Source organism: Pseudomonadota bacterium (assembly GCA_039033415.1).
Lineage (GTDB): Bacteria > Pseudomonadota > Gammaproteobacteria > Xanthomonadales > SZUA-38 > JANQOZ01.
In genome coordinates this window covers 69767-95680 of the sequence record JBCCCR010000018.1, presented here as the reverse complement: position 1 = coordinate 95680, position 25914 = coordinate 69767, and the positions used below count along the sequence as shown (strand labels likewise).

Sequence of the window (25914 nt, the reverse complement as noted above, 5' to 3'; positions counted from 1 at the left end):
TCAGGGGAGCGCCAGCGCTGCGGCATACGCCTGAAACAGCTCAACCGCCGCCTGCTCAGCGCTCTCACCGAAGCTGAGGACGCCGTCCCGGTGCCCACCCATCGACAGGATGCCGCTTCCGGCCGGACTCTCGTGAAGCCGTGCCAGCTCCTCGGCCATCGCGGGGGTCCCGTAACCGATCTGAGGATCGCTTTGTGGCAGGCCCAGGTTGGCGGACTGGGCCCAGATGGTCGGCTCATGCACATGAAAGACCCATCGAACCGACGGGCCCAGCCGGTAGGCGGCGGCGTGGGTTAACGCCTCCGAGGAGGGTCTCGCCGGACCCCGTGCCGCCAGGAAGTTCTGGCTCAGGTCCACGTCGATGACTCGGGAGACGTGCTCTTGCCCCAGCTCAACGTCACCGGTCTGGGTCCCGCTGATCACAAACCCGCTGCCGGCGGCAGACCGAAAGCTCAGGTTGCCGTAGGCGTCGCCGCCGTAGCGATTTGGATCGCGACCGAGCCAGCCGAGCCGGCGAAACACGTTGTGCCACCGGCACAGCAGCGGCAGGTCCGGCTCGGGTTTCAGTGGTTCACCGGTGTGGCGCAGGTCATACTGAATGACGCCCTCACGCGCGTCAGTCACCCGAGGGTACCGCCTTCAGGCTCGCTTCCCGAGGGTTCTCCGAGCGACCGGCATGGCGTGAAACGGGCTGGCTCTCGCCGACCAGGTAGAGGGGCCGCTGCTTGGCTTCCACAAACACCCGGCCAAGGTATTCGCCGATGATGCCAAGGGCCAGCAGCTGGACGCCGCCGAGAAACAGAATGACGACCATCAGCGAGGGATAGCCGGGCACCGGATCGCCGTAGAGTAGCGTCTTGGCGATGATGTAGAACCCGTAGACCATGGCCCCAAGCGAGGCCCCGATGCCAAGGTAGGAGGCCGCCTTCAGCGGGACGTTGCTGAAGCTGGTGATGCCCTCCAGCGCAAAATTCCACAAGGACCGATAGCTGAACTTGGTGCTGCCGCCCAGCCTTGGTTCGCGTTCGTAGGGCACGGCAATCTGCCGATAGCCGACCCAGGCGAACAGTCCTTTCATAAACCGATGGCGCTCCCGAAGCCGGCCCAGCGCCTTGACGGCGCGTCGGCTGAGCAATCGGAAGTCGCCGGTATCCGGCGGCACCCGGGTTCGGGAAAGCCAGTTGATGACCCGATAAAAACCGGCCGCCAGCCGCGTTTGACCAGCGATTCTCCGGCCCGCGCGGTCCGCTGCGCGTAAACGACGTCATAGCCTTCACGCCAGCGTTCGATCAGCGCGGGAATCAGCTCCGGCGGATCTTGCAGGTCCGCATCGATGATGACCACCGCATCTGTGCTGGTGTGGTCCAGCCCGGCGGTCATCGCGAGCTCTTTGCCAAAGTTCCGGCTTAACGACAGCCAGCCGACGGTCGGCTCGTCAGCGGCCAGCTGGCGGATGACCGGCAGACTCTGGTCGGTGCTGCCGTCATCGACGTAAAGCACGTCCCAGCACAGATTCGTGGGCTGGAGCGCGTCGGCCAGGCGCCGGTGCAGCGCCGCTAGATTTTCTGCTTCATTAAAGACCGGCACCACAACGGTCAGGGTGAGGGGTTGGTCCACCGCGGCGCTCACCGTGCAACGGCCACCAGCCGCTCGGCGTCGAAGTCGTAGTCCGTGCCGGACAGGTCAGCCTTCAGTTCGATCTGCTCGAAACCGGCGGTGGTCAGCAGGTTGCGGAGCTCCGCACCGCTGTAAAGCTGGTGATGCCAATGCGCCCGGTGAGCGACGCCGTCCCGGATCAGCGTCCATTCGTTGCTGTAAACGGTCATCTGTTCTTCCAGCACCGGCCGCTCGACCAGCATCGCGCCGTCGTCCAGTTCCGTGACGTGGACGGGCTCCAGATCGCGACAGACGATCTCCTTGCCCACAATGTCGAGCACCAGGGTGCCGCCAGGCGCCAGATTCTCGCGGCAGCGCTGCAGCACACGCAGGTCGTCAGCCGGATCGTCGAAGTAGCCGAAGCTCGACCACATCGAAATGATCAGGTCAAAGGAGTCTGGTCTGGCGAATTCCCGCATGTCGGCCTGAACCCACTCAACCTGCGCCCCTGCAGTCGTCGCCACCTCTCGCGCCTGGTCGAGCAGGACGCCGATCAGGTCCACCCCCGTGACCTGCTGGTCAAGCTTTGCCAGCGGCACCGCGTGTCGTCCCGGGCCACAGCCAAGGTCGAGGATCCGGTGCTGCTGGCCACCGGCGAGCTCCACCAGGAGCGGGGCCTGCTCCTGCGCCACTCGAAAGCTGGCGGGATGGAACATACAATCGCCGAACGTGTTCCAGAACTGCTCATCGGCAAACCAGTTGTTCACCGCCCGGGTGCCCATCGCACGCCTCCTGGTCTTCTGTGGGTTGTGCCTGCTCCTGTCAGGCTGCGCCACCGTCTCTTACTACGGGCAGGCGGTCAAGGGTCACTGGCAGATCACGCGCGGCAAGGAAGACATCAAGAAACTGCTCGCCGACCCCGACCTGGAGCCCGAGCTCAAGCGTCGGCTGGAGACGGTCATCGCCATCCGCAGCTTTGCGATCGACGAGCTCCTGCTCCCCGATTCCGGCAGCTATACCGACTACGTTGACCTCGAGCGCGACGTGACCCTCTGGCTTCTCAGCGCTGCGCCGGCCTATTCGCTTTCGCCGCGCCGCTGGTGCTACCCGTTTGTCGGTTGTTTCAATTACCGCGGCTACTTTAGCCGCCGCCAGGCAGAAGCGGAGCGGGACCGGCTGGCCAAGAATGGCTATGACGTTGCGCTAGTTCCGGGCCTGGCCTATTCGACGCTGGGTTTTGCCAACGACCCGGTTCTGTCCACGATGCTGCGCTATTCGGATTTGCAGCTGGCGGGCGTGCTGTTTCACGAGCTTGCCCACGAGCGGCTGTACGTGCTGGACGACAGCACCTTCAACGAATCGTTTGCCACCGCGGTGGAAAAGCTTGGCCGTCAGGCCTGGGCCCGACAGCAGCAGCTGGGGGACGTCCCGATCAGCAATCCTCAGGCCGAGGTATTGCGGAGAGAGTTTGATCAGCTGGTCCTGGAGGTTCGGGGGGAGCTAGAGCTGTTGTACCGCGGGGAGGACACCGCGCCGGCGCAGCAAAAGGCGGCGATCTTCGACAGCTTTCGCCGCCGTCACGATACCCTGAAAGAACGCTGGCAGGGCGCCAGCCCAATCGATCACTGGTTTGAGGGTGAGGGTCCCAACAACGCGCGCCTGGCCCTGTTTTCAACCTACGAGCTGGCGGTGCCGGCGTTTGTTGCGCTGTTCGAACGATGTGAGCGGTCCTGGCCCTGTTTCTACCGTGCCGCGGAAGAGCTTGCTGACCTGCCGCGGTCGGAGCGGCAGAGTCGTTTAGAGGCGCTGGGGCAGCAAGCTCCGCCCCAGTGGCCGGGCGAAGCCCCGGCACAGCCCGCGGGTCAGCCGGACCGATGAGCGGCGCGTTGCCTGGCGCCAGCAAACGTGCGAAGGTGCCGGCGCCTGCGTTCGGTAACAGTCTTTTGGTCCAGTGTTTTCGCCCCTGCGGTTTTGCCGCGTGTCTATGGTTGCTCTCGCTCCCGGCGTGGGCCCAAGACCCGCTCGCCTGCCGCCAGGCGGAAACGCCGCAAGCACAGCCCTTTGCCGCTGAGCTGCCGCCGGACGCCGTTGGCGTGCTGGCGCCGCAGCTCGACCTGAGCCAGCTGGGGTTTAGCGTTTTCAGCGGCGGTGTCGACGTCTCCCAGGCCGGCCAGCGGCTGCAGGCGGACCAGGTGAGCCTGGACCGCCAGACCAACATCGCCAGCGCAACTGGCTCGGTGCGTTACTTCAGTCCCGAGCTGACGATCCGCGCGGAGCAGGCCGAGCTGGATCTCAGCGGCCGCGAGGTCGACATCGATCTGCTCGACTACTGGCTCGGCCGCGGCGCCGGGCGCGGCAGCGCTGACAGCGCCCAGCGCTTCGGCGAAGCCCGCACCGACCTTAAGGCCGTCACGTTTACCACCTGCCCGACGGGGGTCAGCGACTGGCAGATCAGCGCTGACCGGATGTCGCTGGATCATGAGGCCGGCCGGGGAACCGCTCGGGCCCTGACCCTGCGGTTCAAGTCGGTCCCGCTCCTCTATCTTCCCTACGCGGCCTTTCCGCTCGACGATCGGCGCCAGTCAGGCTTCCTGCTGCCGGCGATCGGCGGATCAAACGACGACGGCCTCGACGCATCGATTCCCTACTACTTCAATCTGGCGCCGGAGCGAGACCTGACGCTGACGCCACGCCTGATCACCGACCGGGGGCCGATGCTCATGGGGGAGTATCGCTACCTGGGGCGGCGGTCCCAGGGAGAGCTGGGCTTCGAGGTACTGCCCGATGACGATCGAACCGGCCAGCGCCGCAGTTACAGCTGGCTCCAGCATGCCGGCCGCCTCGGCGACCGGTGGTCGCTGTTCGTGGATCTCAACCACGTCTCGGACGATCGCTACTTCGAGGATCTGGGCAACAGCCTTTCGGCCAACTCGCGCAGCTTCCTTCGCTCCCTGGCGCAGCTGAGCACAGCCGGCCGCTACTGGAACGCCTCGCTGGCGGTCGACGACTACACCAGCGTCGACGACACGCTGGCCGCCACCGCTGAGCCCTATTCCCGGCTGCCGCGGCTCAACTATCAGCTGGACCTGCCGCTCGGTTCCACCCGGCTCGAGGTGGATACGGAGCTGGTGGCCTTCGACCGGGATATCGGTGACGAGGGCTGGCGCCTCGACCTCATGCCGCGCCTGTCGCGCACGTTTGCCGGCGCTGCGTGGATGCTCGAGCCGTCTTTGAGCGTTCGTCACACGCAGTACCGGCTGGACAGCCGGGCCGGGGATCTCGATGACTCGCCGTCGCGCACCACGCCGATTGCGGAGCTCGACGGCAGGCTGTTTCTGGAGCGCAGCGGCGCGCGCTACACCCAGACGCTGGAGCCGCGCTTTTACCTGCTCTACGTGCCCTTTGAGGCGCAGGACGAGATTCCGACCTTCGACACCCGGGATCTGACCTTCAGTTTTGGGCAGCTTTTCAGGTATAACCGTTTTTCCGGCGCTGATCGGCAAGGTGACGCGAGCCAGCTGACGCTGGCGCTGACCACCCGGCTGCTGGACGGCGGCCGGGATGTGCTGGAAGCCAGCGTCGGCACGATTGTGCACTTCCGCGATCGTCGGGTGGGTTTGACCGGCACGGCAGCGGACGATCGCGACACCTCGCCCCTGGTGGGCGAGCTGACCTGGCGCCCGAGCAACAACTGGCGCGTGGTGCTGGGGCTGCAGTATGAGCCCGAGCCGCTGGTCGGGAACGATCGTCTGCAGCAGCGCCAGCTCAGCGTCCGCTATCGCGGCGCTGAGGGACGGCTGCTGAACTTTGCTTATCGTCAGCGGTCGCAGGTGGTAGATCAGGTGGATGTCTCCGCCTGGTGGCCCCTCAACGAGCGCTGGGCGGTGCTGGGGCGGGCCAATTATTCCTTTCAGGACGAGGCGTTGCTGGAAGGATTGGCCGGCTTTGAATATCAGAGCTGCTGCTGGGCAACCCGCCTGATGGTGCGGCGCTTTGTAAGGACTTTGGACGGCGATTATCGAAACGCCCTCTATTTTGAACTGGAACTGAAAGGCCTGGGCTCTCTGGGTCGCGGCACCGGAAGGGTGCTGGAACAAGCTATTGCAGGTTACCGCTATGACAATGTACCGACCGCTTTCTAATCCGCTGAAGTCGCTGCTCGCCGCCGCCGGCCTGCTGGCCAGCCTCAACGTGGGTGCTGAACCTCTCGAGCGCATCGTCGCCGTGGTTGAAGACGAGGTGATCGTCCGGACCGAGCTGGACCGCTCGGTGGCCAACGTGGTCAAGCAGTTCAACGCTACCGGTCAGCCGCTGCCGCCGCGCAGCACGCTGGAGCGACAGATCCTGAGCCAGCTTGCGCTCATCCGGCTCAAGCTGCAGAACGCCCGCCAGACCGGCGTCAGGGTCAGTGATCAGGAGGTGGACCAGGCGATTGCCCGGGTCGCCCAGCAGTCGGGCATCACTCAGGAACAGATGCGCCGCACCATTGTCGCTGACGGCTTGAGCTGGCAGCGATTCCGGGAGGACATGCGCGATGAGCTGATCACTCAGCAGCTGGAACGTCGCGTCTCCAACAGCCGGGTCAACATCTCCGAAAGCGAGATCGATCTGTTTCTGGAAAATCAGGATGGCCCGGAGGGTGAGTTTCGCCTGTCCCACATTCTGATCGGCCTGCCGGAGGGGGCGTCACCCACCCAGGTGCAGGAGGCACGAGACAAGGCCGACTCGCTGCACGGTGAGCTCGGGGAAGGTTCAGACTTCTCGACGCTGGCGATCACCCATAGCGACGGACCGCAGGCGCTGCAGGGCGGCGATCTGGGCTGGCGTCCGGCGAATCAGGTGCCAACCATGCTGGCCCAGGAACTGGGCGCGATGGAAAAGGGTGATTTCACCCGACCGATTCGCGACGCCTCAGGCTTCCACCTGTTCCGGGTTGCGGACTATCGCGCTCAAAGCATGAACATGGTGACCGAGATTAAGGCCCGGCACATCATGGTGGAAACCTCAGAGCTGGTGACCCAGGAGGAGGCGCTGGACACGATTACCGATATCCACGAGCGCGTGACGGGTGGGTCCGACTTCTCCGAGCTGGCCCGGCAGTATTCGGACGACACCAGCTCCGCGAACCTCGGCGGCGACATGGGGTGGTTTGTCCCGGGCACCTTCGGTGAACGCGTCCAGGGTGTGCTCGATTCGCTGGCGGACGGTGAGATCAGCCAACCGTTTCAATCGGCAGCCGGGTGGCACATCCTTCAAAAAGAGGGCGCCCGTGAACAGGACCGGACCGTCGACATTCAGCGTGGGCAGGCGCGGGAAGCGCTGCGCCGCCTGAAGGCCGAAGAAGAGTTTCGCCTGTGGGAGCGCGAGCTGCGCGACGAGGCCTACATCGAATATCGCATCTAGCAAACAGGACACCAGGTGAAACCCATTGCGGTCACCGTCGGTGACCCGGCGGGCATCGGTCCGGAGCTTTGCGTCCGGCTGGCGGCGGGAGGCGCCGAGGTGCCTCTGGTATTCGTCGGCAGCGGCGCGGCGCTGCTCCAGGCCGCAGAGTCCCTGGGCCAGTCGCTAGAGCTCGCGCCGTTTCGAGCGGGCCAAAACGCCCCCCGCCAGCTGCTCGATGTCCCGGCCGCTGCGCCGGTGCAGCCGGGTACACTCAATACGCGCAACTCACCTGCCGTTGTCGAAATGCTCGAGCGTGCCTTTGACGGCTGCGCCGGCGGTGACTTTGCCGCCATGGTTACCTGTCCGGTTCATAAGGGCGCCATCAATGACGCAGGCATCGCCTTCACCGGGCACACCGAGTTTCTCGCCCAGCGTTCGAATACCCGGCGGGTGGTCATGCTGCTGGCGGCCGGGGATCTTCGAGTCGCCCTTGCGACAACCCACCTGCCCCTGGCCCGCGTATCGGAAGCGATCGACCGCTCGATGCTCAGCGAGACGCTGGCGATCATCGATCAGGGGCTGCGGCAGCGTTTCGGCATTGCCAACCCCGCCATCGCGGTTTGTGGCCTCAATCCACATGCGGGCGAGGGCGGGCATCTGGGAACCGAGGAGCAGGACACCATCACCCCGACCGTCGAGTCACTGCGTGCCCGCGGAATGAAACTCACCGGTCCGCTGCCCGCTGATACGGTCTTTACGCCGCGGGTGCTCGAGCGGCATGACGCGGTGCTGGCGATGTATCACGACCAGGGTCTGCCGGTGCTGAAGTACGTTGGGTTTGGGAGTGCTATCAACGTGACGCTCGGCCTGCCCATCGTGCGCACCTCGGTTGATCACGGCACCGCGCTGGACATCGCCGGTCAGGGCATTGCCGACCCTGGCAGCCTGAAAGCTGCCCTCGCCACGGCTGTGACGATGGCGAGCTGATGCGCGCCCGGCGCCGCTTCGGCCAGAATTTCCTCCACGATCCGAACGTCATCGACAAAATTGTCGGTGCGATTGCGCCGGTACCGGGCGAGCGGCTGCTGGAAATCGGACCGGGGCACGGCGCGATCAGTCGGCCGCTCATGACCGCTGGAGCGAAGCTGACGGTGCTCGAGATCGACCGGGACCTGGTGGCAGAGCTGTCGTCTGACCCCGGTTTTAGCGAGGCACGAATTGTTGAGGGGGACGCGCTGGACGTGCGGTTTGCTGAGCTCGGCGAGGGCCCTTACCGGGTAGTGGGCAATCTGCCGTACAACATTTCCAGCCCGCTGCTGTTTCACTGCCTGGATCAGCTCGACCAGCTGCGCGACGCCCACTTTCTGCTTCAGCTGGAGGTGGTGCAGCGGATGGCTGCGCAGCCGGGCAGCCGAGTTTACGGTCGACTGAGCGTCATGTTGCAGTATCATTGTCAGGTGCGCAGTTTATTTACGGTTGCCCCCGGCGCGTTTATGCCGGCGCCCAAGGTGCATTCGGCCCTGGTACGCCTGATCCCCCACGCCGAGTTGCCCTCGCGGGCGCGCAGCTACGAGGTGTTTTCCCGCGTTGTCAGCAGCGCTTTTGCCCAGCGGCGCAAGCAGCTGGGAAATTCGCTGCGGTCGCATCTCACGGCAGCCCAGCTCTCATCTCTGGACATCGATCCAACGCTCCGACCCGAACAGCTTGCGCCGGCAGACTTTGTCGCGATCGCCAATGCGGTAACGCCATGAATGCGCCCGACCTGAAGGTCAGCGCCCGGCCACTGTATCTCTCTGATCAATCCGACCCGGACGCCGAGCGCTACGTGTTTTCGTACCAGATCGAGGTGGCTAACCAGAGCCACATGCGGGTCCAGCTGATGTCCCGCTACTGGCTGATCACCCACGGGTCGGGTCGGGTCGAGGAAGTGGTCGGCGAAGGGGTTGTGGGTCAGCAGCCGGTGATCGAAGCGGGTAGCGCTTTCCGCTACTCAAGCGGCGCAATCTTGGAATCACCGGTGGGCACCATGGAGGGCCATTACGTGCTCGTGGACGACTCGGGCCGTGAGTTTCAGCTCCCCATTCCCCGTTTCCGCCTCAGCATGCCTGGCATCCTGCATTAGCCGATCGTCACAAAGGCCATCCGTGGCTGGTGTCAGAAACTAGCTAGTTGCCGTTTGACGGCATCACGTTGACGTCGTTCCGGATTTCTACCCGTTCAAACTCGACGCCGGCCGCCGGCTTTTGGTCGCTGACGACCCATTCGCCTCGGTCGTTTTTCCAGCGGTAGAGAGCAACCTTGGACTTTGGCGCGATCGGCAGGCTTTCGGTGACCCAATCCGGCCGCTGCTGCGGCTGGTAGTACCAGAAACCCGCCATGGCCACGCCGGCCAGCAGCAACAGCAGCACCGCTGGCTTGACGACGCTGCGCCGGCGACGTCTCACGGGTCGCAGTGCTCCGCGACGAGGTCGCGCGCCTCGGTCAGCAGGTCCTCTCGCTCCTCGTCGAGCAGGTACGTGCGGCTACCGTCGTCCTCCACGCGAAAGACGCGCGGCCGTGGCTCAATCTGGGCGATCATGTTGCGGCCTTTCTGACACTGGATCCGACGGTTCTCTTCCTCGATCTCGCTGTTGTCCGGCTCCTCCGACTCAGCGTAGAGCTCACCCTGGGGCGCCGAGGTGCTGGTGGTTTCGGTCGGCGGTGCGGGCGGGGCCTTCCGAAGCTTTACCCGCTCTGCCTGGCTGCCCGGGGGAGGGGTCGACGTGAAATGCACCGTGCCGTTTTCGTCGGTCCACTTGTAAACGCGCTCCGCCGCCCGTGTTTCCAAACTGCTGCCCAGTGTCAGGGTCAGCGCCAGGGCTGGAGCGAGACTCACTAACCATCCGCGGTGGGATTTCCGGCCGATCTGTCGCTTTTTTGCGTTCATTGCCCGCACCTTTTGCTACCGATCCCTGCATTATGCGCCTCCGTTTCCGGGTAAAAAAGCCTACCCATCGGCGGTTTGCGGCCTTAAGTCTGCGAACGCTGCTAAAATACCGGGGTTTCAGCACTGCTGTGTCATCCCCAAACCAGTGAGCGACTCGCAAAGCCAGCCATCATCCAGCGGTCCGCAGGACGGGGTGGGTAAACCCCACCGCGGCATTTACCTGCTGCCAAACCTGCTGACCACAGGCGCCCTGTTTGCCGGCTTCTACGCCATTGTGGCGGCCATGAACGGCCGGTTTGGCGACGCCTGCGAAGCGCTGATCATCGCCGCGGTGCTCGACGGTCTGGACGGACGTATTGCGCGGCTCACCAACACGCAGTCGGAGTTTGGCGTCCAGTACGACAGCATGTCCGACCTGGTCTGCTTCGGCCTGGCGCCGGCACTGCTGGTTTACCTTTGGTCGCTGGCGGCGATGGCCGAGTGGGGTGCGCTCTGGGCCAAGGTGGGCTGGCTCGTCTCGTTCTTGTTTGCCGCCTGCGCCGCCCTGCGCCTGGCGCGCTTCAACGCGCAGGCGGGGGTCGCCGATAAGCGGTTCTTCCAGGGGATTGCGTCCCCGGCGGCCGCTGCCCTGCTGGTCACCGGGGTCTGGATCTGCGAAAGCGAAGGCGTGACCGGCGCCGGCCTGCAGGCGCCAACCCTGGTTGTGACGCTGGCCGCCGCGCTCCTGATGGTGAGCAACGTGCGGTATTACAGCTTCAAGTCGTGGCCTGCCCGGGTTCCGTTTCTGTGGATCTTTGTGGTGGTGATCATGCTGGTGCTGCTGGCCCTGGATCCGCCAAAGCTGCTGTTCACCGTAGCCTACCTCTACGCGGCCTCAGGACCGGTCCTCACCTTGATTGGCCGCTCCCGACGCAAACGCCTCCGCCACAGGATTCGCCAGCGCCGTGAACGCGAGCGCGGCGATGAGACCGAGCCGGCGGCGACGCCCGTTGAAACCCGACGGCCCAATCGCGCCGCCAACGACGAGCGGCATGGCCCCGAGGTTGAGTCTGTCCCGGACCCCAACGCTGCGGCCGGCGGTGACAGCCGTGAGTGAGGCGATCAGCCGGGCGCTGGATGAGGCGCCGGTTCGAGCGCTCTCCGATCTCGACCTCCTCGTGGAACTGGGCCAGGAGTTTGCCCAATCGATCGACATCGCCGCGACGCTCGATCGCGCCGTCGAGCGTATTTCCGGCTATATGAATGCCGAAGCCGCCTCTGTGTTTCTCGTCGACGGACAGTCGGGAGATCTCGAGTGCCGAGCCTGCGCGGGCCCGGTGGACGTCACGGGGCTGCGCATCGATATGGGGCAGGGCATCGTGGGTCGCGCCGCCAAAGAAAACCTGTGTCAGCTGGTGCGCGACGTCAGCCAGGATCCGGACTTCGCCGGCAACGTCGATGCCAAAACCGGCTTTCGAACCCGCTCGATTCTGTGCACACCCCTTCGAACGTCGGGCGGCGTGATCGGCGTACTGCAGGTGCTCAACAAGCTCGACGGCGGCCTGTTTGGTGAACACGATCAGGAGACGCTTCGGGTGTTGGCGTCACCCACCGCGCTGGCGATCAACAACGCCCGGCTTGCCTCGAACCTGCTCGAGCAAAAGCGCATCAAAAAAGAGCTGTTTATGGCCCGTCGGCTGCAGCGTTCGCTCCTGCCGCGCCGACGCCCCGCCCCCTTTCCTGTGCAGGGAATCAACCTCCCGGCGCGTGAGGTGTCCGGCGACTTCTTTGATTTTTTTGAGCTGCCGGATGGTCGGATCGGTTTTGCCGTGGGCGACGTGTCCGGCAAAGGCATGAACGCCGCCCTGCTGATGGTGCGCACCACCAGCCTGCTGCGTTGGATCGGCAAAGCGGGTCAAGCGCCGGGCCAGTGGCTGGCCCAGGTCAATAACGAGCTGCTGTCAACCGTCAGCGACGGCATGTTCATCTGCGCTGCCGCGGGCTATCTCGAGCCCAAGACCGGCACGCTAACCTGGTCGAACGCCGGTTTTCCGCCGCCGATTCTTCACCGACCCGATGGGCATCAGGAGACCTTTCCCGCCGGGGCGCCGCCGCTCGCGATCATTCCGCAGTCGGGTTACGCCGATGAACGGGTGAGCCTGGACGATGGCACGATGTTCTTTTACTCCGACGGTGTGACCGAAGCGCGGGGTCGCGACGGCGCCATGCTGGAGGAGGCCGGACTCAGGGCGATGATCGCGACCCAGGCCGTTGGTCCCGCCAAGACCCGCCTCGGCAGAATTGTCGGTCAGCTGCGGCAGCGCCAGCTGAACGATGACACCACGCTGCTGGTGGTCGACGGGAGAGGCTGACCTTGCAGACGCTGCTCGATCTGACGTTCCATTCCTGCCCAACGCGTCTGAAGGACGTGCGCCGGGCGGTGGCGGAGGTGGCCGAGGGCTCGGGCTGCTCCGATTCGCAGGTGCATAAGCTCAAGCTGGTGATCGATGAAGCGGTCAGCAATGTCATTCGTCACGGCTATGGGGGCCAGAAAGATGGCGAAATTCGCCTGCGCGTGACCCGTAACCAGGACCGCCTGGCGTTTCACCTCCGGGACAACGCCCCACCCGTTGACCCTGCTTGCATCAAACCCAGGGATTTGAGTGAATGTCGGCCGGGCGGGCTGGGGATCAATTTCATCGACTCGGTGATGGACGAGTGGTCCTTCAGCTGTCCCACCGATGGGTCCGGCAACGTGTTAAAAATGACCAAAACCATTGAGCGAGAGCCGTCATGAACGGATGTGAAGCGAGGGAGCAGGGGGAGTATCTGATTGTTGCGGTCAGCGGCGAGGTCGATCTGTCCTGGTCGTCGGAAGTACGCGGCGCGATCCTGGATGCGCTCGGCAAGAACAACGCCGTGCTGGTTGAGCTCGAGAAGGTGAGCTACATCGACAGCTCCGGCATCGCGGCGCTGGTCGAGGGCTATCAGACCGCAAAATCCAAAGGCGCCAAGTTTGGTCTGGTGTCGATCAGCAGCGCGGTGCAGGCGGTACTCGAGCTTGCTCGTCTAGACCAGGTTTTTCCCATCTACGCCGACGTACAGGCGGCCGGCTGAGTCGACTCTCCGTGCTGGAAAAAGCCGCCAACGCCATGAGCCAAGGGGTGCTGAAAGCGGTCAGCAACTTCGGGTATATGGGTGCGCTGCTGGTCGAAAGCTTCTACTGGATCTTATTCGGTCGGCGCCGCGGACAGCCGGTTAAAATGGGGCCGCTGGCGAGCCAGATGGTCGAGACCGGCGTCCAGGCCATCCCGATTGTCATGGTGCTCTCCTTTGCGATCGGCGTGAGCCTGGCGATTCAAACGATCTACGCGCTCAAAAATTTTGGCGCCGAGTCGCAGGTGATCCTGGCGATTGCGATCGGCGTGACCCGCGAATTTGGGCCGCTGATCACCGGCATCCTGGTGGCCGGGAGAACAGCGTCTGCGCTGGCTGCCCGGATCGGGTCGATGGTGGTATCGCAGGAGGTCGACGCGCTTCGGGTGATCGGCATCATGCCTGTACGCTATCTGGTGGTTCCCCCGCTGGTTGCGCTGCTGGTCATGGTGCCTACGCTGACCGTGCTGGCGGATGCGGCCGCGATCTTCGGCGGCGCCGTCTACAGCCTTCCCAACCTCGACGTGTCGCTCTGGGCCTACCTGGTGGCCAGCGTGGACTCCCTCAAAGCGGGTGACGTACTGCAGGGGTTGGCCAAGTCGCTGGTGTTTGGCGCGATAGTTGCGCTGGTGGGCGTAAGCTCGGGCTTCAACGTCAAAGGCGGTGCAGAGGGGGTCGGTCGGGCCACCACTCAGTCGGTGGTGATGGCGATAAGCTGGATTGTGATCGCCGACATGGTCTTTACCTTTTTCCTGAACCGATGAGCGATCAAGCGCCACCCGTGATCGAAGTTGAGGGGCTGGTGACTCACTACGGCCGCCGCAAGATCCTCGACGGCGTCGATCTTAAAATGTCGGCGGGGGAGATCCGGGTGATTATGGGGGGCAGCGGATCGGGCAAGAGCACGCTGCTCTGGCACCTGCTGGGACTCTATAAACCGACCGCCGGAACCATCAGGCTGCTGGATCAGAACATCACCGAGATCAGCGCCCAGGAGTTTCAGGCCCTGCGTAAGGAGCTGGGCGTATCGTTCCAGGGCGGCGCGCTGTTTACCTCCATGTCGGTCGGAGAAAACGTGGCGCTGCCGCTGCGGGAGCATACCGATCTGGACGAAAACACCATCCGGATCATGTCCCGGCTCAAGCTGGAGGTTGTGAATCTCGGTGGTTTTCAGGATTTGATGCCGTCCCAGCTTTCGGGGGGCATGATCAAACGTGCGGCCTTGGCCAGAGCGATTGTGATGGACCCGAAGCTGCTGTTTTTTGACGAGCCTTCCGCCGGCCTGGACCCGGTGGTGGCCGCGGAGCTGGATGACCTGATCCTGCAGCTGCGCGACGCGATGCGCATGTCGATGGTGGTGGTCACACACGAGCTCGACAGCGCCTTCAAGATCGCCGACAAAATCACCGTCCTGGATCAGGGTAAGGTACTGCTGACCGGCACGGTGGACGAGGTGAAAAACAGCAAGCTGGAGCGCGTTCAGGATCTGCTGAACCGCCGGCCGCGAGACGTTAAGGTGGATGCGGAGGAGTACCTGCGCCGCCTGACGGAAGAAGAATATGTCTAAGCTGCCCGCCGCAGCTGACGACGCAGATGAACACAGCAACACCATTGGGGCCAATCGAAGTTTGTGAAACGAGATAACGTCAATTACGTGCTGGCCGGAGCGGTGGTGCTCGCGGGGATGTCGCTGCTGTTTGTGGTGCTGTATCAGCTCACCGGCCGCAGCGGCGCCAGCGATAACTACTACACGTTCTACCGGCAGGTCGCAGGGCTGCGCTACGGCACGCCGGTCTATTTTGAGGGTTACCGGATCGGTCAGATCGAATCCATCAGCCCGCAGCGGGACGGGGGGCAAACCACCTTTCGGATCGACTTTACGGTGGAGGAGGACTGGCCTATACCGTCTGACAGCGTGGCGGCCATCGCGACATCCGGACTGTTGTCGGACGTCTTTATTGTCCTGAACCAGGGTGAATCGGCTCAGCTGCTTCAGCCCGACTCCGAGATCATCGGGCGCGAGGCCTCGGATATCTTCGGCTCGCTGAACGCGCTGGCCGACGACGTTTCCGATCTCACCGAATCTCACGTCGAGCCCCTGCTGGAGCTGCTGGCGACCCGGGTCGATACCATCACAGCCAACCTGGAGTCGTCGACGCCGGTGTTGGTGGACGACGTGACCGAGCTGCTGGCCCGACTGAACGACTCAGCGGAGTCGCTCAAGACCCTCATGGGTCAGGACAACGTGAATAACGTTAGCACGATCCTGAGCAATTTCAGTCAGACCTCAGCGGATGCACAGCTGCTGGTCAGCGAGCTCGCCGAGGCGCGCAGCGAGCTCCGGCAGCTCATCGCTGACCTCGGCGCTATCGCCAGCGACAACCGCGACGGGATATCCGGTACGGTTTCCGAGCTTGAGACCTCGGTGCTGCTGCTGTCTCAGCGCCTGGACTCCATCACCTTCAACCTCGACGAGGCCAGCCGGAATCTGAACGAGTTTGCGCGCGCGATTCGCCGCAGCCCGAATCGGCTGTTGTTTTCGCCGGAGGCTGACGAAACGGGGGCAAATCCACGGTGAGCAGGCGCAACGTGACCATCCAATCCCCATGCTTGCCGGCGCTGCTGGCGGCCGCACTGACACTGGCCGGCTGTAGCTCGACGCCGGTGCCGGAGGACAGCTTCTACCGGATGGGCAATCTGCCGGAGCCGTCTTTGGTCTTCGACTCGCCGCCGGTCGATGGCAGGCTGATGATCGAGGTGCCCCGTGCGGCGGGGATCCGGCGTCAGCGGGGGATCCTCTACAGCGAAGACGAAGATCATGTAGAGGTGCGGCGCTATTACTACCACTTCTGGGAAGAGCCGCCGCCGCAGCTGCTGCAGCGCAGACTGATCGAGCGTTTGCGTCTCGCCAACGCTGCGGTGTCGATCACGGAGGGGCTGTCCAGCGACGTGAACTACCGGCTGCGGACCCGCATCCGGGAGTTCGATCGGGTGGTCGACGCCGGTGTGGCTTCCGCGGTCATCGACGTGGACGTGATCCTGTTCACCGGCTTCGCGGAGGGAGAGGCGGTTTTTCGCGGCAGCTACCGTGAACAGGTCCAGGCCGAAAGCGATCTGATGGTCGATACCGCCTCGGCCTTCTCTCGTGCGCTGGACGAGGTCATCGACCGCTTTTTGGGTGAGCTAGAGGGTTCGCTCTGAGCCTGTCAGCCCGTCAGCAGCAGTGCCTGTCGGCGCTTGAGATCGAACGCTGGCAGCGCCGTTCGCGGGACGTCGCATCACCACTCCGCGCCAGCGGCGGCGGTGAGCCAAAGCTGCTGCAGCGGGCTTCTGATCCCCTGGCCACCGTCCTGCTCGACTGGGACCTCGAGGATGCCTTCGACCTGGACGCCGCCGAACCCGGGCCCGAGCTGCTGGCCAAAATCCTGGGGGCCACCGGCTTTGCGCGGGAACGCTTTTCGGTTTATCAGGTCGCTGACCAACCGCCGGAGCTCGAGGGGCAGGTGCTGTGGTTCACCCAGCGCCCCGTGGTGGCGGTGGGCAGCGTGCTGCTGCTGCCATCGGTACCGGCCATGCTGAGTGACCCCGGCCTGAAGCGGGTAGCCTGGCAGCATCTCAAACGCTGGATGGCCCAACAGTCGTGAGCGCGGTCCTCGAGTCTCCGGCGATGGAGATCCGACCGATGGTGGAGCGGGATATCGCCGCGGTGCTGCCGATCGAGGCTCAGGCCTACCCGTTCCCCTGGTCAAAGGGGATTTTTGAAGACTGTCTGCGGGTGGGTTATTCCTGCTGGGTGGCCGAGCGGGGGGACGCGGTGATCGGTTACGGCATCCTGTCGGCGGGTGGCGGTGAAGCGCACGTGCTAAACCTCTGTATGGCGGAAGCCTATCGTGGCTTGGGCCACGGGCTGGCGCTCCTGAATCGTCTGATCAACGTGGGACGATGGCATCACTGCCGTACCATTTTTCTGGAGGTTCGCCCGAGCAATACGCGCGCGATCGCCGTCTACGAAGAGCGGGGGTTTTCGGTGGTAGGGCGCCGCCCGAACTACTATCCGGCGGCGCAGGGCCGAGAGGACGCCCTCATTATGGCGATGAAGCTCGTGAGCGGTTCGCTCGGTCAGGAAAGCTGAGCTGGCGACCGCCGCTTAACTGTCCAGGCGTTCCAGGGATGGCCTGCTTGGCCTAGAGATTCCTTAGGCGCTCGATCTGCGCTGCCAGGTCCCGACTTTCCGACTCCGCTGCGGCGAGCTGATCACGCGCCTTGGTGACCACCGCCTCCGGCGCGTTAGCGACAAACTTTTCGTTCGATAATTTGCCGTTGAGCCGCTGGATCTCCTGGGACTTTCGCTCGAGTTCTTTGTCCAGGCGGGCGAGCTCCTCCTTGGGGTCGATGATGCCCGCCAGCGGGACGTGCAGCTTTAATTCGCCAGCGCTGGCAAAGGCCGAGGCTGGCGCTTCTTCGCCGTCAGCGAGCCAGCGGCAATCGCCGAGTGAGCCCAGCGCCTGGAGCATTTCCACATGTCGGTCGAACAGGCGCCGATGCTGCTCGCTGCCGCCTTCGAGGAGCAGCGTCAGCGATTTGCGCGGTGCGATGTTCATCTCGCCGCGGATCTGTCGCAGGCCCAGCAGCAGCTGCTGCAGCCAGCGTACCTCTTCTTCTGCCGCCGGGTAGCTCCGGTCATCGCTGACGCCTGGGAAAGCCTGAGTGGAGATCGTGGTGCCGTCGATCGACAGCTTGGGCGCCACCCGTTGCCAGATCTCTTCCGAAATGAACGGCATCAGCGGGTGGATGAGCTTCAGCAGTTCTTCCAGCACCGACAGCAGGGTGTAGCGGGTGTGCGCCGCCGAGGGATGTCCATCGGCGTTCAGAATCGGTTTGGTCAGCTCGAGGTACCAGTCGCAGTACTCGTGCCAGATGAATTCGTAGATGGCCGCCGAGGCGAGGTCAAAGCGATAGCGCTTCAGGTCCTGGTTGACCCGGTCCGCGGCGTGATTCAGGCGCGAAACGATCCACTGATCAAAGATGGTAGCCTGCGCGGGCTGCTGCTGGACAGCCTCATCCTCGACGTTCATCAGCACGTAGCGAGCCGCATTCCAGATCTTGTTGCAGAAGTTCCGGTAGCCTTCGATACGGCCGGTATCGAAGCGGATATCCCGCCCATGGGTTGCCAGGGCGGCAAAGGTGAAGCGCAGCGCGTCGGTCCCGTAGGCCTGGATCCCGTTGGGAAATTCTTTGCGCGTGGCCTTCTCAATCTTGGCCGCCATCTGCGGTTGCATCAGGCCGCTGGTGCGCTTGTGCAGCAGCGCATCGAGGTCGATGCCGTCGATGAGGTCCAGCGGATCGAGCACGTTGCCCTTGGACTTGGACATCTTCTGGCCCTGGTAGTCGCGGATGAGGCCCGTGATGTACACCTCGCGAAACGGCACGTCGCCCATAAATTTCAGGCCAAACATGATCATCCGGGCGACCCAGAAAAAGATAATGTCAAAGCCGGTGACCAGCACGTTGCCCGGATAAAACCGCTGCAGCCGGTCGGTCTGCTCCGGCCAGCCCAGGGTGGAAAACGGCCATAGTCCGGAAGAGAACCAGGTGTCGAGGACATCTTCGTCCTGCTTCAGCGGGCGATCGCCAAGGTCATGATTCTCCCGAACTTCCGCCTCGCTGTTCCCGACGTAGACCTGACCGGCGTCGTCGTACCAGGCGGGAATGCGATGTCCCCACCAGAGCTGGCGGCTGATGCACCAGTCCTGAATGTTGTTGAGCCACTCGTAGTAGGTTTTGTCCCAGTTGCTTGGGACAAAGCGCACCGCGCCGCTGCGGACAGCCTCAATTGCCGGCTTGGTGATGGCGGCCAGCCCGCCTGGACGGCCGTCGGGCTGCTGGTCCCGGGTCAGATCGACATACCACTGATCGGTGAGGTACGGCTCCAGCACCGCCCCCGAACGGTCGCCGCGAGGAACGGTCAGCGTATGGTCCTCAGTTTTTTCCAGCAGGCCGGCGGCCTCGAGGTCGGCGACGATGCGCCGGCGCGCCTCCATCCGGTCGAGGCCTTGATAGGCCTGCGGGCCGTTTTCGTTGATCGCCGCTTCCGGCGTAAAGATATTGATCAGCGGCAGCTGGTGCCGCTGGCCCATCTGGTAGTCGTTGAAGTCGTGGGCTGGCGTGATCTTCACGCAGCCGGTACCAAAAGCTGGGTCGACGTAGCTGTCGGCGATGATCGGGATTTGCCGGTCGCTGAGCGGCAGCTCGATGCGCTGACCGATGAGGTGCTGATAGCGCTCGTCGTCGGGGTGTACGGCCACCGCCGTGTCGCCGAGCATCGTCTCGGGGCGGGTCGTGGCCACGACCAGGAATTGCTGCTGGTCGCCGTCCGCGTCCGCCAGGGGGTAGCGCAGGTGCCACAGGTGCCCGCGCTCCTCTTCCGATACCACCTCCAGATCGGACAACGCCGTGTGCAGCACCGGATCCCAGTTCACGAGCCGTTTGCCACGGTAGATGAGGCCCTGCTCGTAGAGCGAAACAAACACCTCGCGAACCGCCGCTGACAGTCCTTCGTCCATCGTGAACCGTTCGTGCTGCCAGTCGACCGAGTCGCCCAGCCGGCGCATCTGCCGCGTGATTTCACCGCCCGAGTGAGCCTTCCAGTGCCACACGGCTTCGGTGAACGCCTGGCGGCCGAGGTCATGTCGGGTCTGGCCTTTGCTCTCCAGCTGGCGCTCGACCACCATCTGCGTGGCGATGCCGGCATGGTCGGTCCCGCACTGCCAGAGCGCACTATGGCCGGCCATGCGATGGTAGCGTGTCAAGGCATCCTGCAGCGTATGCTGGAATGCGTGGCCCATGTGCAGCACGCCCGTGACGTTCGGGGGCGGCAGCATGATGCAGTAGGGCTGACCCTCGGATGTCGGTGCAAAAACGCCGAGCTCCTCCCAGCGCTCGTACCAGCGCTGCTCGATCGCCGCCGGCTGATAGCTCTTGTCCATCGCAGGCTAGTGTCCTGTCACGTTAATTTGTTGAGTTTCAGCGCGTGTCCACAAGGCCCTGGAGTTAGGCGCGAGGCGCCGGCCAGGGTGGTTCCCTGGCCAAGGCTCGCAACGCCGCTCCAGGCCTTGTGGGACGCGCCCGAAGGGAGCCCCCTTGGGCACCAAAAACCGCGTTGCATCGCTTGCCAAGGGCTACGGCCATTGCCGGCGCGATGCGCCTTGATCTTGGCGCCCAACGGGGCTCTGAAATGCAACCAATTAACGTGACAGGACACTGGGTGTGTCAGCCGGCGCGATTGATCAGGAACTGCGTCAGCAGCGCCACCGGTCGGCCGCTGGCGCCATTCTTGGTGCCGCCGTCCCAGCCGCTGCCGGCGATATCCAGATGCGCCCAGTCGAAGGCTTTGGTGTACCGGGCAAGAAAGCAGCCCGCCGTGATCGCGCCGGCGGTCGGGCCGCCGATGTTGGCCATATCGGCGTAGGGTGTATCGAGCTGAGGCTGGTAGTCGTCCCACAGGGGCAGACGCCACGCTCGGTCGTGGGTGTCTTCCCCGGCATCCACCAGCTCGGCGGCCAGCTTGTCGTGGGGCGTCATCAGGCCGCTGGCGTGCTTACCCAGAGCGATCACGCACGCTCCGGTCAACGTTGCCACGTCGACCACCGCCTGGGGCTTGAAGCGCTCGGCGTAGGTGAGCGCATCGCAAAGTATGAGTCGGCCCTCGGCGTCGGTGTTGAGTACTTCCACCGTCTGGCCGGACATGCTGGTCAGGACGTCACCGGGACGATATGACTTCCCGTCAGGCATGTTCTCCACGGCCGGGACGAGCGTCACCAGATTGATTTTCAGCTTGAGCGCAGCGCAGGCGGCAAACGCCCCGATGACGCTGGCGGCGCCGCACATGTCGTACTTCATCTCGTCCATACCCTTGCCGGGCTTCAGGGAGATACCGCCCGTATCGAACGTGATGCCCTTCCCGACGAGGACCACCGGCGCCGCGCTTTTCGCCGCTCCCTGGTAGGTGAGTACCACCAGCTTGGGCGGGTGAGCGCTGCCCTGGGAAACGCCCAGCAGGCAGCCCATGCCGAGATTCTCCAGCTCCTTGCGGCTGAGCACCCGGGACTTGCAGTTCGGCAGCTTCTCCGCCATCGAACGACATTCCTGGGCGATGTAGCTGGGGGTACAGATGTTCGGCGGCAGATTACCCAGCTCCCGGGCCCGCTCAACGCCGGCGGCCATCGCGGCCGCTTCGCGGAGCGGTTTACGCAGCGTCTTATCCCCGAAAAAGGTCACCCGGGATACCGCCGAACGCCGAGCGCTGCGGGCCTTGGTGGCGGTGTAGCGGTAGGCGCCGAAGGCGCAGGCGAGTGCGCAGAGTCGGGTTCGCCAGGCCGCTGTATGCCCGCTGATGGTCAGCTCGGGCAGCGCACAGGCGGCTGCGCGAACGTTGCGCCCGGCCAGGAAAAACATGGCGCCAGCGGTTGCCGCCTGCAGCGACGAGGGGCCAAATTCTTCCGCCTTGCCGCAGCCGACCACCAACACCCGGTCGGCCTTGACCCCGGGCACGTCCGGCCAGAGAAACATCTTGCCAACCTGGGTGGCGATGTCGCCGCTTTTGAGCATCTTCAACAGCCGCCCGCCGCTCGCTTTGTTGACTGCCGCGGCCGCTCCCCGGAGCCGAGCCTGTTCATGCACACCGATGATGAGGCAGGGCGTCGCAACTTCAACCGCTGACTGTTCAGCTACGGAAAATTTCATGGGTTCAACATCTCACATGGTTGGGGCGCTGCTGGCGCCATGGACACGGCTGGACGAGGACCACCCATGGATCCACCATGGATAAGGGCGCTTGCCGAAACGATAACGGGCTCGACACCCCCGTCGCGCCCGTTGCTAAAATGACCCGGTATTTTAAAGGAATTTAACCTGCGGTAAACCCATGCGAATCGCCGACAGATACCTGCTGAGGACGGTTGGCTTAACCTGGCTTGGCGTCCTCGCCGTGCTGCTGTGTGTCACCGTTGGACTGGCGGTCGGCGACACGCTGGCGGACGTGGCGATGGGTCGCGTGCCCTCGAATTTGCTGATGACGCAGCTGATGCTGAAGAGCCTGGAGGGACTCACCATACTCCTGCCGCTGTCGCTGTTTCTCGGCATCATTTTGGGTTTCGGCCGGCTCTACCGGGACGAGGAACTGACCGTGCTGGCGGCGTGCGGGATGGGTCAGCGGAGCCTGTTTCGGCCGTTGGCGTGGCTGCTGGCGCCGATGCTGGTGATGATCACGATCTTGTCGCTATGGATTGCGCCCTGGGCACTTCGGACCTCCAAAACGCTGATTGCCCGAGCCGCGAGCGACCTGTCGGTGGCCGGCCTGCAGGCCGGGCGGTTCCACGAGTTTGCCAGCGGCGGCAGCGTGGTTTACGTGGGCTCTCTCGAAGCTGACGGGTCGTTTCGCAATGCTTTCATCCATATCGAGCGCAACGGGCGGAAAGACATTGTCACTGCCGACAGCGGGTATCAATACCAAGACGCGAGTGGTGCACGTTATCTCGCGCTGCGCGATGGAGAGCGCAGCGAAGGTACGCCCGGTGCCGGCGACTATCGATGGATGAAATTTGTCCGCAACGATCTTCGCCTCCCCGACCCGGCGAAAGACCAGGTGATCACCAAATTTGGCGCGCTGCCGCTCGCGGAGGTGATGGCCGGCGAGACCCCCTATCACCACGCGGAGTTCCACTGGCGGATTGCGCCGATCGCCGCGATGGTGGTGCTGACCATGCTCGCGGTGCCTTTGTCCCGCACCAACCCGAGACGCGGTTATTTCGGCAATATGGTGCTCGCCATCATGATCTATGTGACCTACGCCAATCTGCTGGCCATCGGCACCTCCTGGCTGGAGGACGATCCGGGCTGGCGCTCCGCTGGCCTGTGGTGGATCCACCTCGACGGCGTGCTGCTGGCGCTGTGGCTGCTGCGTAATCGCCATCGCCGCCGGCAGGCGTCCCAGCCGCCGCCGCCCCTGGGTGCAGCTACCCCATGATTGGCGCTATTGCTGATCGGCACATTGGCCGCACGGCGATCGCGGGGATGGGTTTGGCGCTGGCGGTGCTGGTTTCGCTCGACGCGGTGTTTACGCTGATCGCAGAGCTGGGGGACGTCGGTCGCGGGACCTACACCGCCGGCAATGCGGTTCAGTTCACGCTGCTGGTGATCCCGCAGCATGCGGCCAACCTGTTTCCGACGGCCGCGGTGGTCGGCGCCCTGCTCGGCGTCGGCGGCATGGCGGCCAGCGGAGAAATTGTGGCCTACCGGACCGTCGGCCTATCGCGGCTGCGGATCGCTCTTGCGGTAGTGCTCGCGGCGGCGGTGCTGCTCCTCCCGATCTTGCTGCTGAGCGAGGTGGTCGGACCGGCCGGAGATCGGCTCGCCAAAGCCATGCGCCTGCGGGCCACCACCGAAGGGGTGGCGCTCTCCAGTGATGCGGGGCTCTGGGTGCGAGACGGCGATCGGGTGATCCATGCCCGAAGACCACTGGTCGCCAACGCGGACCCAACGGAGCCGGTGGTGCTGGCGGACATCGATGTCTTTGAGTTTGAGGAGGGGCGGCTGCGGCAGGCAACCTCGGCCAGCAGTGCCCGCTTCGAAAACGGCCGGTGGACGTTGTCGGAGCTGCGTCGCAGCCGGTTGGCGGAAGGCCGGGTCAGCACCGAACAGCCGGTCGAGGAAACGTGGGATTCCCTGATCCGGCCCAGTCAGATCCGCGCGGCCATCACCCGCCCCAAAAACCTGCCGATCCACGAGCTGCGGCCCTACGTGAGCTATCTGGAGCAGAATGCCTTGAACGCCAGGCCCTACGAGGCGGCCCTTTGGGCTCGATTGGCGTACCCGCTGTCGACGCTTGTCATCGTGTTTGCCGCCACGCCGTTCCTTTTTCAGGGGGTTCGGGCAGGCACGCTGGGTGGGCGCCTTTTCGTGGGCATGCTGCTGGGGATCGGGTTTCACCTGGTCAACCGGTGGTCGGGCAGCCTGGCTCAGGTTTACGACATCTCGCCGGTGCTGGCTGCGCTGCTGCCCAGCGGCCTGTTTGCGCTGGTGACGCTGTGGGCCCTGCGGCGGGGTAACTGAACTCGGCGGCGCTTGGGTATCCGGCCGCCGCGGGTTACGCCTTGGTGCGCGGCTTCTTGTGGATGATGACTTTCACCGCCCGAGTCGAACTGGCGATGTCGTGCCATGTGCCTTTGCCACCCAGCTGCCAAACCAGGCCCAGGCCACCGACACTCCAGGACAGCACCGCTACCCAAAACCTCAGCTGGCACTGAGCGAGGGTCGGGAGTGCACCGTCGGATCGGCGAAGCTGCATCCGCCACGGGCGCATACCCAGGGTGTGACCTCCCCGCCACCAGCTGAAGCAGAAATACGCGTTGATCAGCGCCAGGAGATACAGCTGAAACGCCAGCGATCCGGCGGTAACGACATCGCCGCTGCTGAGCATCGCCCAAGGGGCGGTCGCCACAAAAAGCAGGCCGACAATCGCAAGCCAATCATAGAGGTTGGCGAGCAAAAGCTGCCACCACGGTGCGTACTCCGGCACCCCTTCTGGCTCCGTTGAGGCCGAACCCGCGGGGCTGCCGGAGCTTTCTGTTGGCACGTTGGCATCCATGGTGCGAGCTTACTGCATGGCGCCGTGAAGAGACCGTTTTTGGGGTGTGCCAACCGGGTTCCGGTAGCCTGAATCGGGGTAACACCAGGTAGCGGGTCCTCCCGGGCGGCTTCGGCCCCGGGGTCGTCGATCAGGGTGCGAGGGCCGGGGCCAGGCTTGTCAGCTATGGGTAAAGGCTGCTAACTTTCCCGGCTTGGGCCCTACGAAAATGCCGGTACAAGGCGTTGTGGGAATGGGTCTCCGGCCGGCCTTGTCGAGGCACGCAGCGAGACGTCATTATCGCCCCGGGGGGCACGACCCGGCTTCGTTTGCTTTTACACAGACAGGCGCTAAGCTGTTCGGCCTCAAACGACTGGGACAACCGGCGTTCTTGTGCCACGAAGCCCTTCCGAGGGGTTCGGAAGACGCCAGTTGCGACTTTTTAGCCTACAAAGTTGGGACAAAACAATATGCCAATCCGACCATTTCGCGCTGTGGACTGGGCAGCCGTGGCGCTCGTTGCGAGCTTGACCACCGGCAGCAGCCTGGCTGACGTGCTGGACTCATCGGTTCAAACCGAACAGCAAACCAACCAGGACACCCGCCAATCGCAGGATCGAATCAACAATCTCGCTTCGGAAACCGAAGATCTCATTGCCGAGTATCGGCGGGTCCTCCGCGAAACTGAGTCGCTCCGCGTTTATAACGACCAGCTGCAGCGGGTCGTGAACAACCAGGTCAGCGAAATTGACGCAGTCAATCGGCAGCTGGAGCAGCTTGAGAGCACCAACCGCGGTGTGGTTCCGCTGCTGATCGAAATGATCGACACGCTGGAGCAGATCGTCGAGGCTGACGTGCCGTTTCAGCTCGAGCAGCGCCGCAACATTGTATTGGATCTGCAGGACACCATTTATCGCGCGGACGTCACGACCTCCGAAAAGTATCGACGCGTGATGGACGCCTACCAGCGCGAAATCGATCTCGGGCGGAACGTTTTCTCCTACCAGGGCAAGCTTCCGGAAACCGATCGGACCGTGAATTTCCTGGTGGTCGGTCGCACGCTGCTGATCTATCAATCGCTCGACGGTGAGCAGGTGGGCTGGTGGAATCCGAACAGCCGCAACTGGGAGGAGCTCGACGGGAGCTACGTCACCCCGATTAATAACGCGGTGCGCATGGCCAACAACCAGGAGGCCTTCAATCTGGTCAAGCTGCCGGTTCCGGCCGCTGGGGGTGCAAAATGATGATC

General features: G+C 64.0%; 26 protein-coding genes and 1 pseudogene. 18 read left to right on the top strand and 9 right to left on the bottom strand.

Going from position 1 to position 25914, the window contains the following annotated elements; translation table 11 throughout:
- The 3 genes and pseudogenes from AAF358_15845 to AAF358_15835 all read right to left on the bottom strand — a co-directional run bounded on the left by AAF358_15845 (window position 1) and on the right by AAF358_15835 (window position 2378).
- Entirely contained in the window at window positions 1–624 is a 624-nt protein-coding gene (locus tag AAF358_15845; protein ID MEM7707028.1) for a class II aldolase/adducin family protein, read from the bottom strand.
- Window positions 617–1629: pseudogene (locus AAF358_15840) on the bottom strand (glycosyltransferase family 2 protein). The gene AAF358_15845 and the pseudogene AAF358_15840 overlap by 8 nt, the downstream one beginning before the upstream one ends.
- Window positions 1626–2378, bottom strand: coding sequence for a methyltransferase domain-containing protein (locus tag AAF358_15835; protein ID MEM7707027.1), 753 nt, complete (start codon window positions 2376–2378; stop codon window positions 1626–1628). The pseudogene AAF358_15840 and the gene AAF358_15835 overlap by 4 nt, the downstream one beginning before the upstream one ends.
- Between AAF358_15835 and AAF358_15830 the strand changes: the two genes are divergently transcribed.
- Genes AAF358_15830 through apaG form a run of 6 tightly spaced genes read left to right on the top strand, consistent with a single transcriptional unit; the run spans window position 2356 to window position 9103 of the window.
- A complete protein-coding gene (locus AAF358_15830) occupies window positions 2356–3474 on the top strand; it encodes an aminopeptidase (protein MEM7707026.1) in 1119 nt (372 codons plus the stop codon). The two genes, AAF358_15835 and AAF358_15830, sit on opposite strands and share 23 nt — an antisense overlap.
- Entirely contained in the window at window positions 3471–5738 is a 2268-nt protein-coding gene (lptD, locus tag AAF358_15825; GenBank protein MEM7707025.1) for an LPS assembly protein LptD, read from the top strand. The genes AAF358_15830 and lptD overlap by 4 nt, the downstream gene beginning before the upstream one ends.
- Window positions 5713–6999, top strand: a complete 1287-nt coding sequence (locus AAF358_15820; protein ID MEM7707024.1) for a peptidylprolyl isomerase — start codon at window positions 5713–5715, stop codon at window positions 6997–6999. Before lptD ends, AAF358_15820 begins: the two co-directional genes overlap by 26 nt.
- Before the next feature lie 15 nt (window positions 7000–7014).
- Window positions 7015–7968 (top strand): 4-hydroxythreonine-4-phosphate dehydrogenase PdxA, encoded by a 954-nt coding sequence (pdxA, locus tag AAF358_15815; GenBank protein ID MEM7707023.1) that lies wholly within the window; start codon window positions 7015–7017, stop codon window positions 7966–7968.
- Window positions 7968–8732, top strand: coding sequence for a 16S rRNA (adenine(1518)-N(6)/adenine(1519)-N(6))-dimethyltransferase RsmA (rsmA, locus tag AAF358_15810; protein MEM7707022.1), 765 nt, complete (start codon window positions 7968–7970; stop codon window positions 8730–8732). Before pdxA ends, rsmA begins: the two co-directional genes overlap by 1 nt.
- Window positions 8729–9103 (top strand): Co2+/Mg2+ efflux protein ApaG, encoded by a 375-nt coding sequence (gene apaG / locus AAF358_15805; GenBank protein ID MEM7707021.1) that lies wholly within the window; start codon window positions 8729–8731, stop codon window positions 9101–9103. The genes rsmA and apaG overlap by 4 nt, the downstream gene beginning before the upstream one ends.
- Before the next feature lie 43 nt (window positions 9104–9146).
- Here apaG and AAF358_15800 read toward each other — a convergent pair whose 3' ends face one another.
- Together AAF358_15800 and AAF358_15795 are read right to left on the bottom strand one after the other, a co-directional pair.
- Complete coding sequence (locus AAF358_15800; GenBank protein MEM7707020.1) at window positions 9147–9425, bottom strand: hypothetical protein; 279 nt, start codon at window positions 9423–9425, stop codon at window positions 9147–9149.
- Window positions 9422–9856, bottom strand: coding sequence for a DUF4124 domain-containing protein (locus AAF358_15795; GenBank protein ID MEM7707019.1), 435 nt, complete (start codon window positions 9854–9856; stop codon window positions 9422–9424). The genes AAF358_15800 and AAF358_15795 overlap by 4 nt, the downstream gene beginning before the upstream one ends.
- A 196-nt stretch (window positions 9857–10052) precedes the next feature.
- Between AAF358_15795 and pssA the strand changes: the two genes are divergently transcribed.
- The 8 genes from pssA to AAF358_15755 all read left to right on the top strand — a co-directional run bounded on the left by pssA (window position 10053) and on the right by AAF358_15755 (window position 16243).
- A complete protein-coding gene (gene pssA / locus AAF358_15790) occupies window positions 10053–11003 on the top strand; it encodes a CDP-diacylglycerol--serine O-phosphatidyltransferase (GenBank protein MEM7707018.1) in 951 nt (316 codons plus the stop codon).
- Window positions 10996–12258 (top strand): GAF domain-containing SpoIIE family protein phosphatase, encoded by a 1263-nt coding sequence (locus AAF358_15785; GenBank protein ID MEM7707017.1) that lies wholly within the window; start codon window positions 10996–10998, stop codon window positions 12256–12258. Before pssA ends, AAF358_15785 begins: the two co-directional genes overlap by 8 nt.
- A gap of 2 nt (window positions 12259–12260) precedes the next feature.
- A complete protein-coding gene (locus AAF358_15780; GenBank protein MEM7707016.1) occupies window positions 12261–12683 on the top strand; it encodes an ATP-binding protein in 423 nt (140 codons plus the stop codon).
- A complete protein-coding gene (locus AAF358_15775) occupies window positions 12680–13003 on the top strand; it encodes an STAS domain-containing protein (protein MEM7707015.1) in 324 nt (107 codons plus the stop codon). Before AAF358_15780 ends, AAF358_15775 begins: the two co-directional genes overlap by 4 nt.
- A gap of 11 nt (window positions 13004–13014) precedes the next feature.
- A complete protein-coding gene (locus tag AAF358_15770) occupies window positions 13015–13806 on the top strand; it encodes an ABC transporter permease (GenBank protein MEM7707014.1) in 792 nt (263 codons plus the stop codon).
- Window positions 13803–14609, top strand: a complete 807-nt coding sequence (locus AAF358_15765; protein MEM7707013.1) for an ATP-binding cassette domain-containing protein — start codon at window positions 13803–13805, stop codon at window positions 14607–14609. The genes AAF358_15770 and AAF358_15765 overlap by 4 nt, the downstream gene beginning before the upstream one ends.
- Before the next feature lie 63 nt (window positions 14610–14672).
- Window positions 14673–15620 (top strand): MlaD family protein, encoded by a 948-nt coding sequence (locus AAF358_15760; protein ID MEM7707012.1) that lies wholly within the window; start codon window positions 14673–14675, stop codon window positions 15618–15620.
- 11 nt (window positions 15621–15631) lie between these two features.
- The gene (locus AAF358_15755) at window positions 15632–16243 is read left to right on the top strand and encodes an ABC-type transport auxiliary lipoprotein family protein (protein ID MEM7707011.1); all 612 of its coding nucleotides are present in this window, start codon (window positions 15632–15634) and stop codon (window positions 16241–16243) included.
- Between the two features lie 77 nt (window positions 16244–16320).
- Here AAF358_15755 and AAF358_15750 read toward each other — a convergent pair whose 3' ends face one another.
- Window positions 16321–16677: a hypothetical protein gene (locus AAF358_15750; GenBank protein ID MEM7707010.1), complete on the bottom strand. Its 357-nt coding sequence runs from the start codon at window positions 16675–16677 to the stop codon at window positions 16321–16323.
- 32 nt (window positions 16678–16709) lie between these two features.
- Between AAF358_15750 and rimI the strand changes: the two genes are divergently transcribed.
- Window positions 16710–17174, top strand: coding sequence for a ribosomal protein S18-alanine N-acetyltransferase (gene rimI / locus AAF358_15745; protein MEM7707009.1), 465 nt, complete (start codon window positions 16710–16712; stop codon window positions 17172–17174).
- Between the two features lie 52 nt (window positions 17175–17226).
- Here rimI and AAF358_15740 read toward each other — a convergent pair whose 3' ends face one another.
- Both AAF358_15740 and AAF358_15735 read right to left on the bottom strand, forming a co-directional pair.
- Window positions 17227–20028, bottom strand: a complete 2802-nt coding sequence (locus AAF358_15740) for a valine--tRNA ligase (protein ID MEM7707008.1) — start codon at window positions 20026–20028, stop codon at window positions 17227–17229.
- Window positions 20029–20311: 283 nt separating this feature from the next.
- Window positions 20312–21784, bottom strand: coding sequence for a leucyl aminopeptidase (locus tag AAF358_15735; protein ID MEM7707007.1), 1473 nt, complete (start codon window positions 21782–21784; stop codon window positions 20312–20314).
- A 181-nt stretch (window positions 21785–21965) separates the two neighbouring features.
- On the opposite strand from AAF358_15735, the gene lptF reads away from it, so the two are divergent.
- Window positions 21966–23066, top strand: coding sequence for an LPS export ABC transporter permease LptF (gene lptF / locus AAF358_15730; GenBank protein MEM7707006.1), 1101 nt, complete (start codon window positions 21966–21968; stop codon window positions 23064–23066).
- On the top strand, window positions 23063–24151 hold the full coding sequence (gene lptG / locus AAF358_15725) for an LPS export ABC transporter permease LptG (protein ID MEM7707005.1): 1089 nt from the start codon (window positions 23063–23065) through the stop codon (window positions 24149–24151). The genes lptF and lptG overlap by 4 nt, the downstream gene beginning before the upstream one ends.
- Window positions 24152–24185: 34 nt before the next feature.
- Here the strand turns inward: lptG and AAF358_15720 are convergent, their stop codons facing one another.
- Window positions 24186–24674, bottom strand: coding sequence for an RDD family protein (locus tag AAF358_15720; GenBank protein MEM7707004.1), 489 nt, complete (start codon window positions 24672–24674; stop codon window positions 24186–24188).
- Window positions 24675–25135: 461 nt separating this feature from the next.
- Between AAF358_15720 and AAF358_15715 the strand changes: the two genes are divergently transcribed.
- A complete protein-coding gene (locus tag AAF358_15715; GenBank protein ID MEM7707003.1) occupies window positions 25136–25909 on the top strand; it encodes a DUF3450 domain-containing protein in 774 nt (257 codons plus the stop codon).
- Window positions 25910–25914 lie beyond the last annotated feature (5 nt).

What these genes read in the sequence shown, in the direction of transcription:
- AAF358_15820 (MEM7707024.1), top strand. Translation starts at nt 5,713, where the DNA reads ATGACAATGTACCGACCGCTTTCTAATCCGCTGAAGTCGCTGCTCGCC.
- apaG (MEM7707021.1), top strand. Translation starts at nt 8,729, where the DNA reads ATGAATGCGCCCGACCTGAAGGTCAGCGCCCGGCCACTGTATCTCTCT.
- lptF (MEM7707006.1), top strand. Translation starts at nt 21,966, where the DNA reads ATGCGAATCGCCGACAGATACCTGCTGAGGACGGTTGGCTTAACCTGG.
- AAF358_15775 (MEM7707015.1), top strand. Translation starts at nt 12,680, where the DNA reads ATGAACGGATGTGAAGCGAGGGAGCAGGGGGAGTATCTGATTGTTGCG.
- AAF358_15740 (MEM7707008.1), bottom strand. Translation starts at nt 20,028, where the DNA reads ATGGACAAGAGCTATCAGCCGGCGGCGATCGAGCAGCGCTGGTACGAG.
- AAF358_15735 (MEM7707007.1), bottom strand. Translation starts at nt 21,784, where the DNA reads ATGAAATTTTCCGTAGCTGAACAGTCAGCGGTTGAAGTTGCGACGCCC.
- lptG (MEM7707005.1), top strand. Translation starts at nt 23,063, where the DNA reads ATGATTGGCGCTATTGCTGATCGGCACATTGGCCGCACGGCGATCGCG.
- AAF358_15765 (MEM7707013.1), top strand. Translation starts at nt 13,803, where the DNA reads ATGAGCGATCAAGCGCCACCCGTGATCGAAGTTGAGGGGCTGGTGACT.
- rsmA (MEM7707022.1), top strand. Translation starts at nt 7,968, where the DNA reads ATGCGCGCCCGGCGCCGCTTCGGCCAGAATTTCCTCCACGATCCGAAC.
- rimI (MEM7707009.1), top strand. Translation starts at nt 16,710, where the DNA reads ATGGAGATCCGACCGATGGTGGAGCGGGATATCGCCGCGGTGCTGCCG.
- lptD (MEM7707025.1), top strand. Translation starts at nt 3,471, where the DNA reads ATGAGCGGCGCGTTGCCTGGCGCCAGCAAACGTGCGAAGGTGCCGGCG.
- AAF358_15835 (MEM7707027.1), bottom strand. Translation starts at nt 2,378, where the DNA reads ATGGGCACCCGGGCGGTGAACAACTGGTTTGCCGATGAGCAGTTCTGG.
- AAF358_15715 (MEM7707003.1), top strand. Translation starts at nt 25,136, where the DNA reads ATGCCAATCCGACCATTTCGCGCTGTGGACTGGGCAGCCGTGGCGCTC.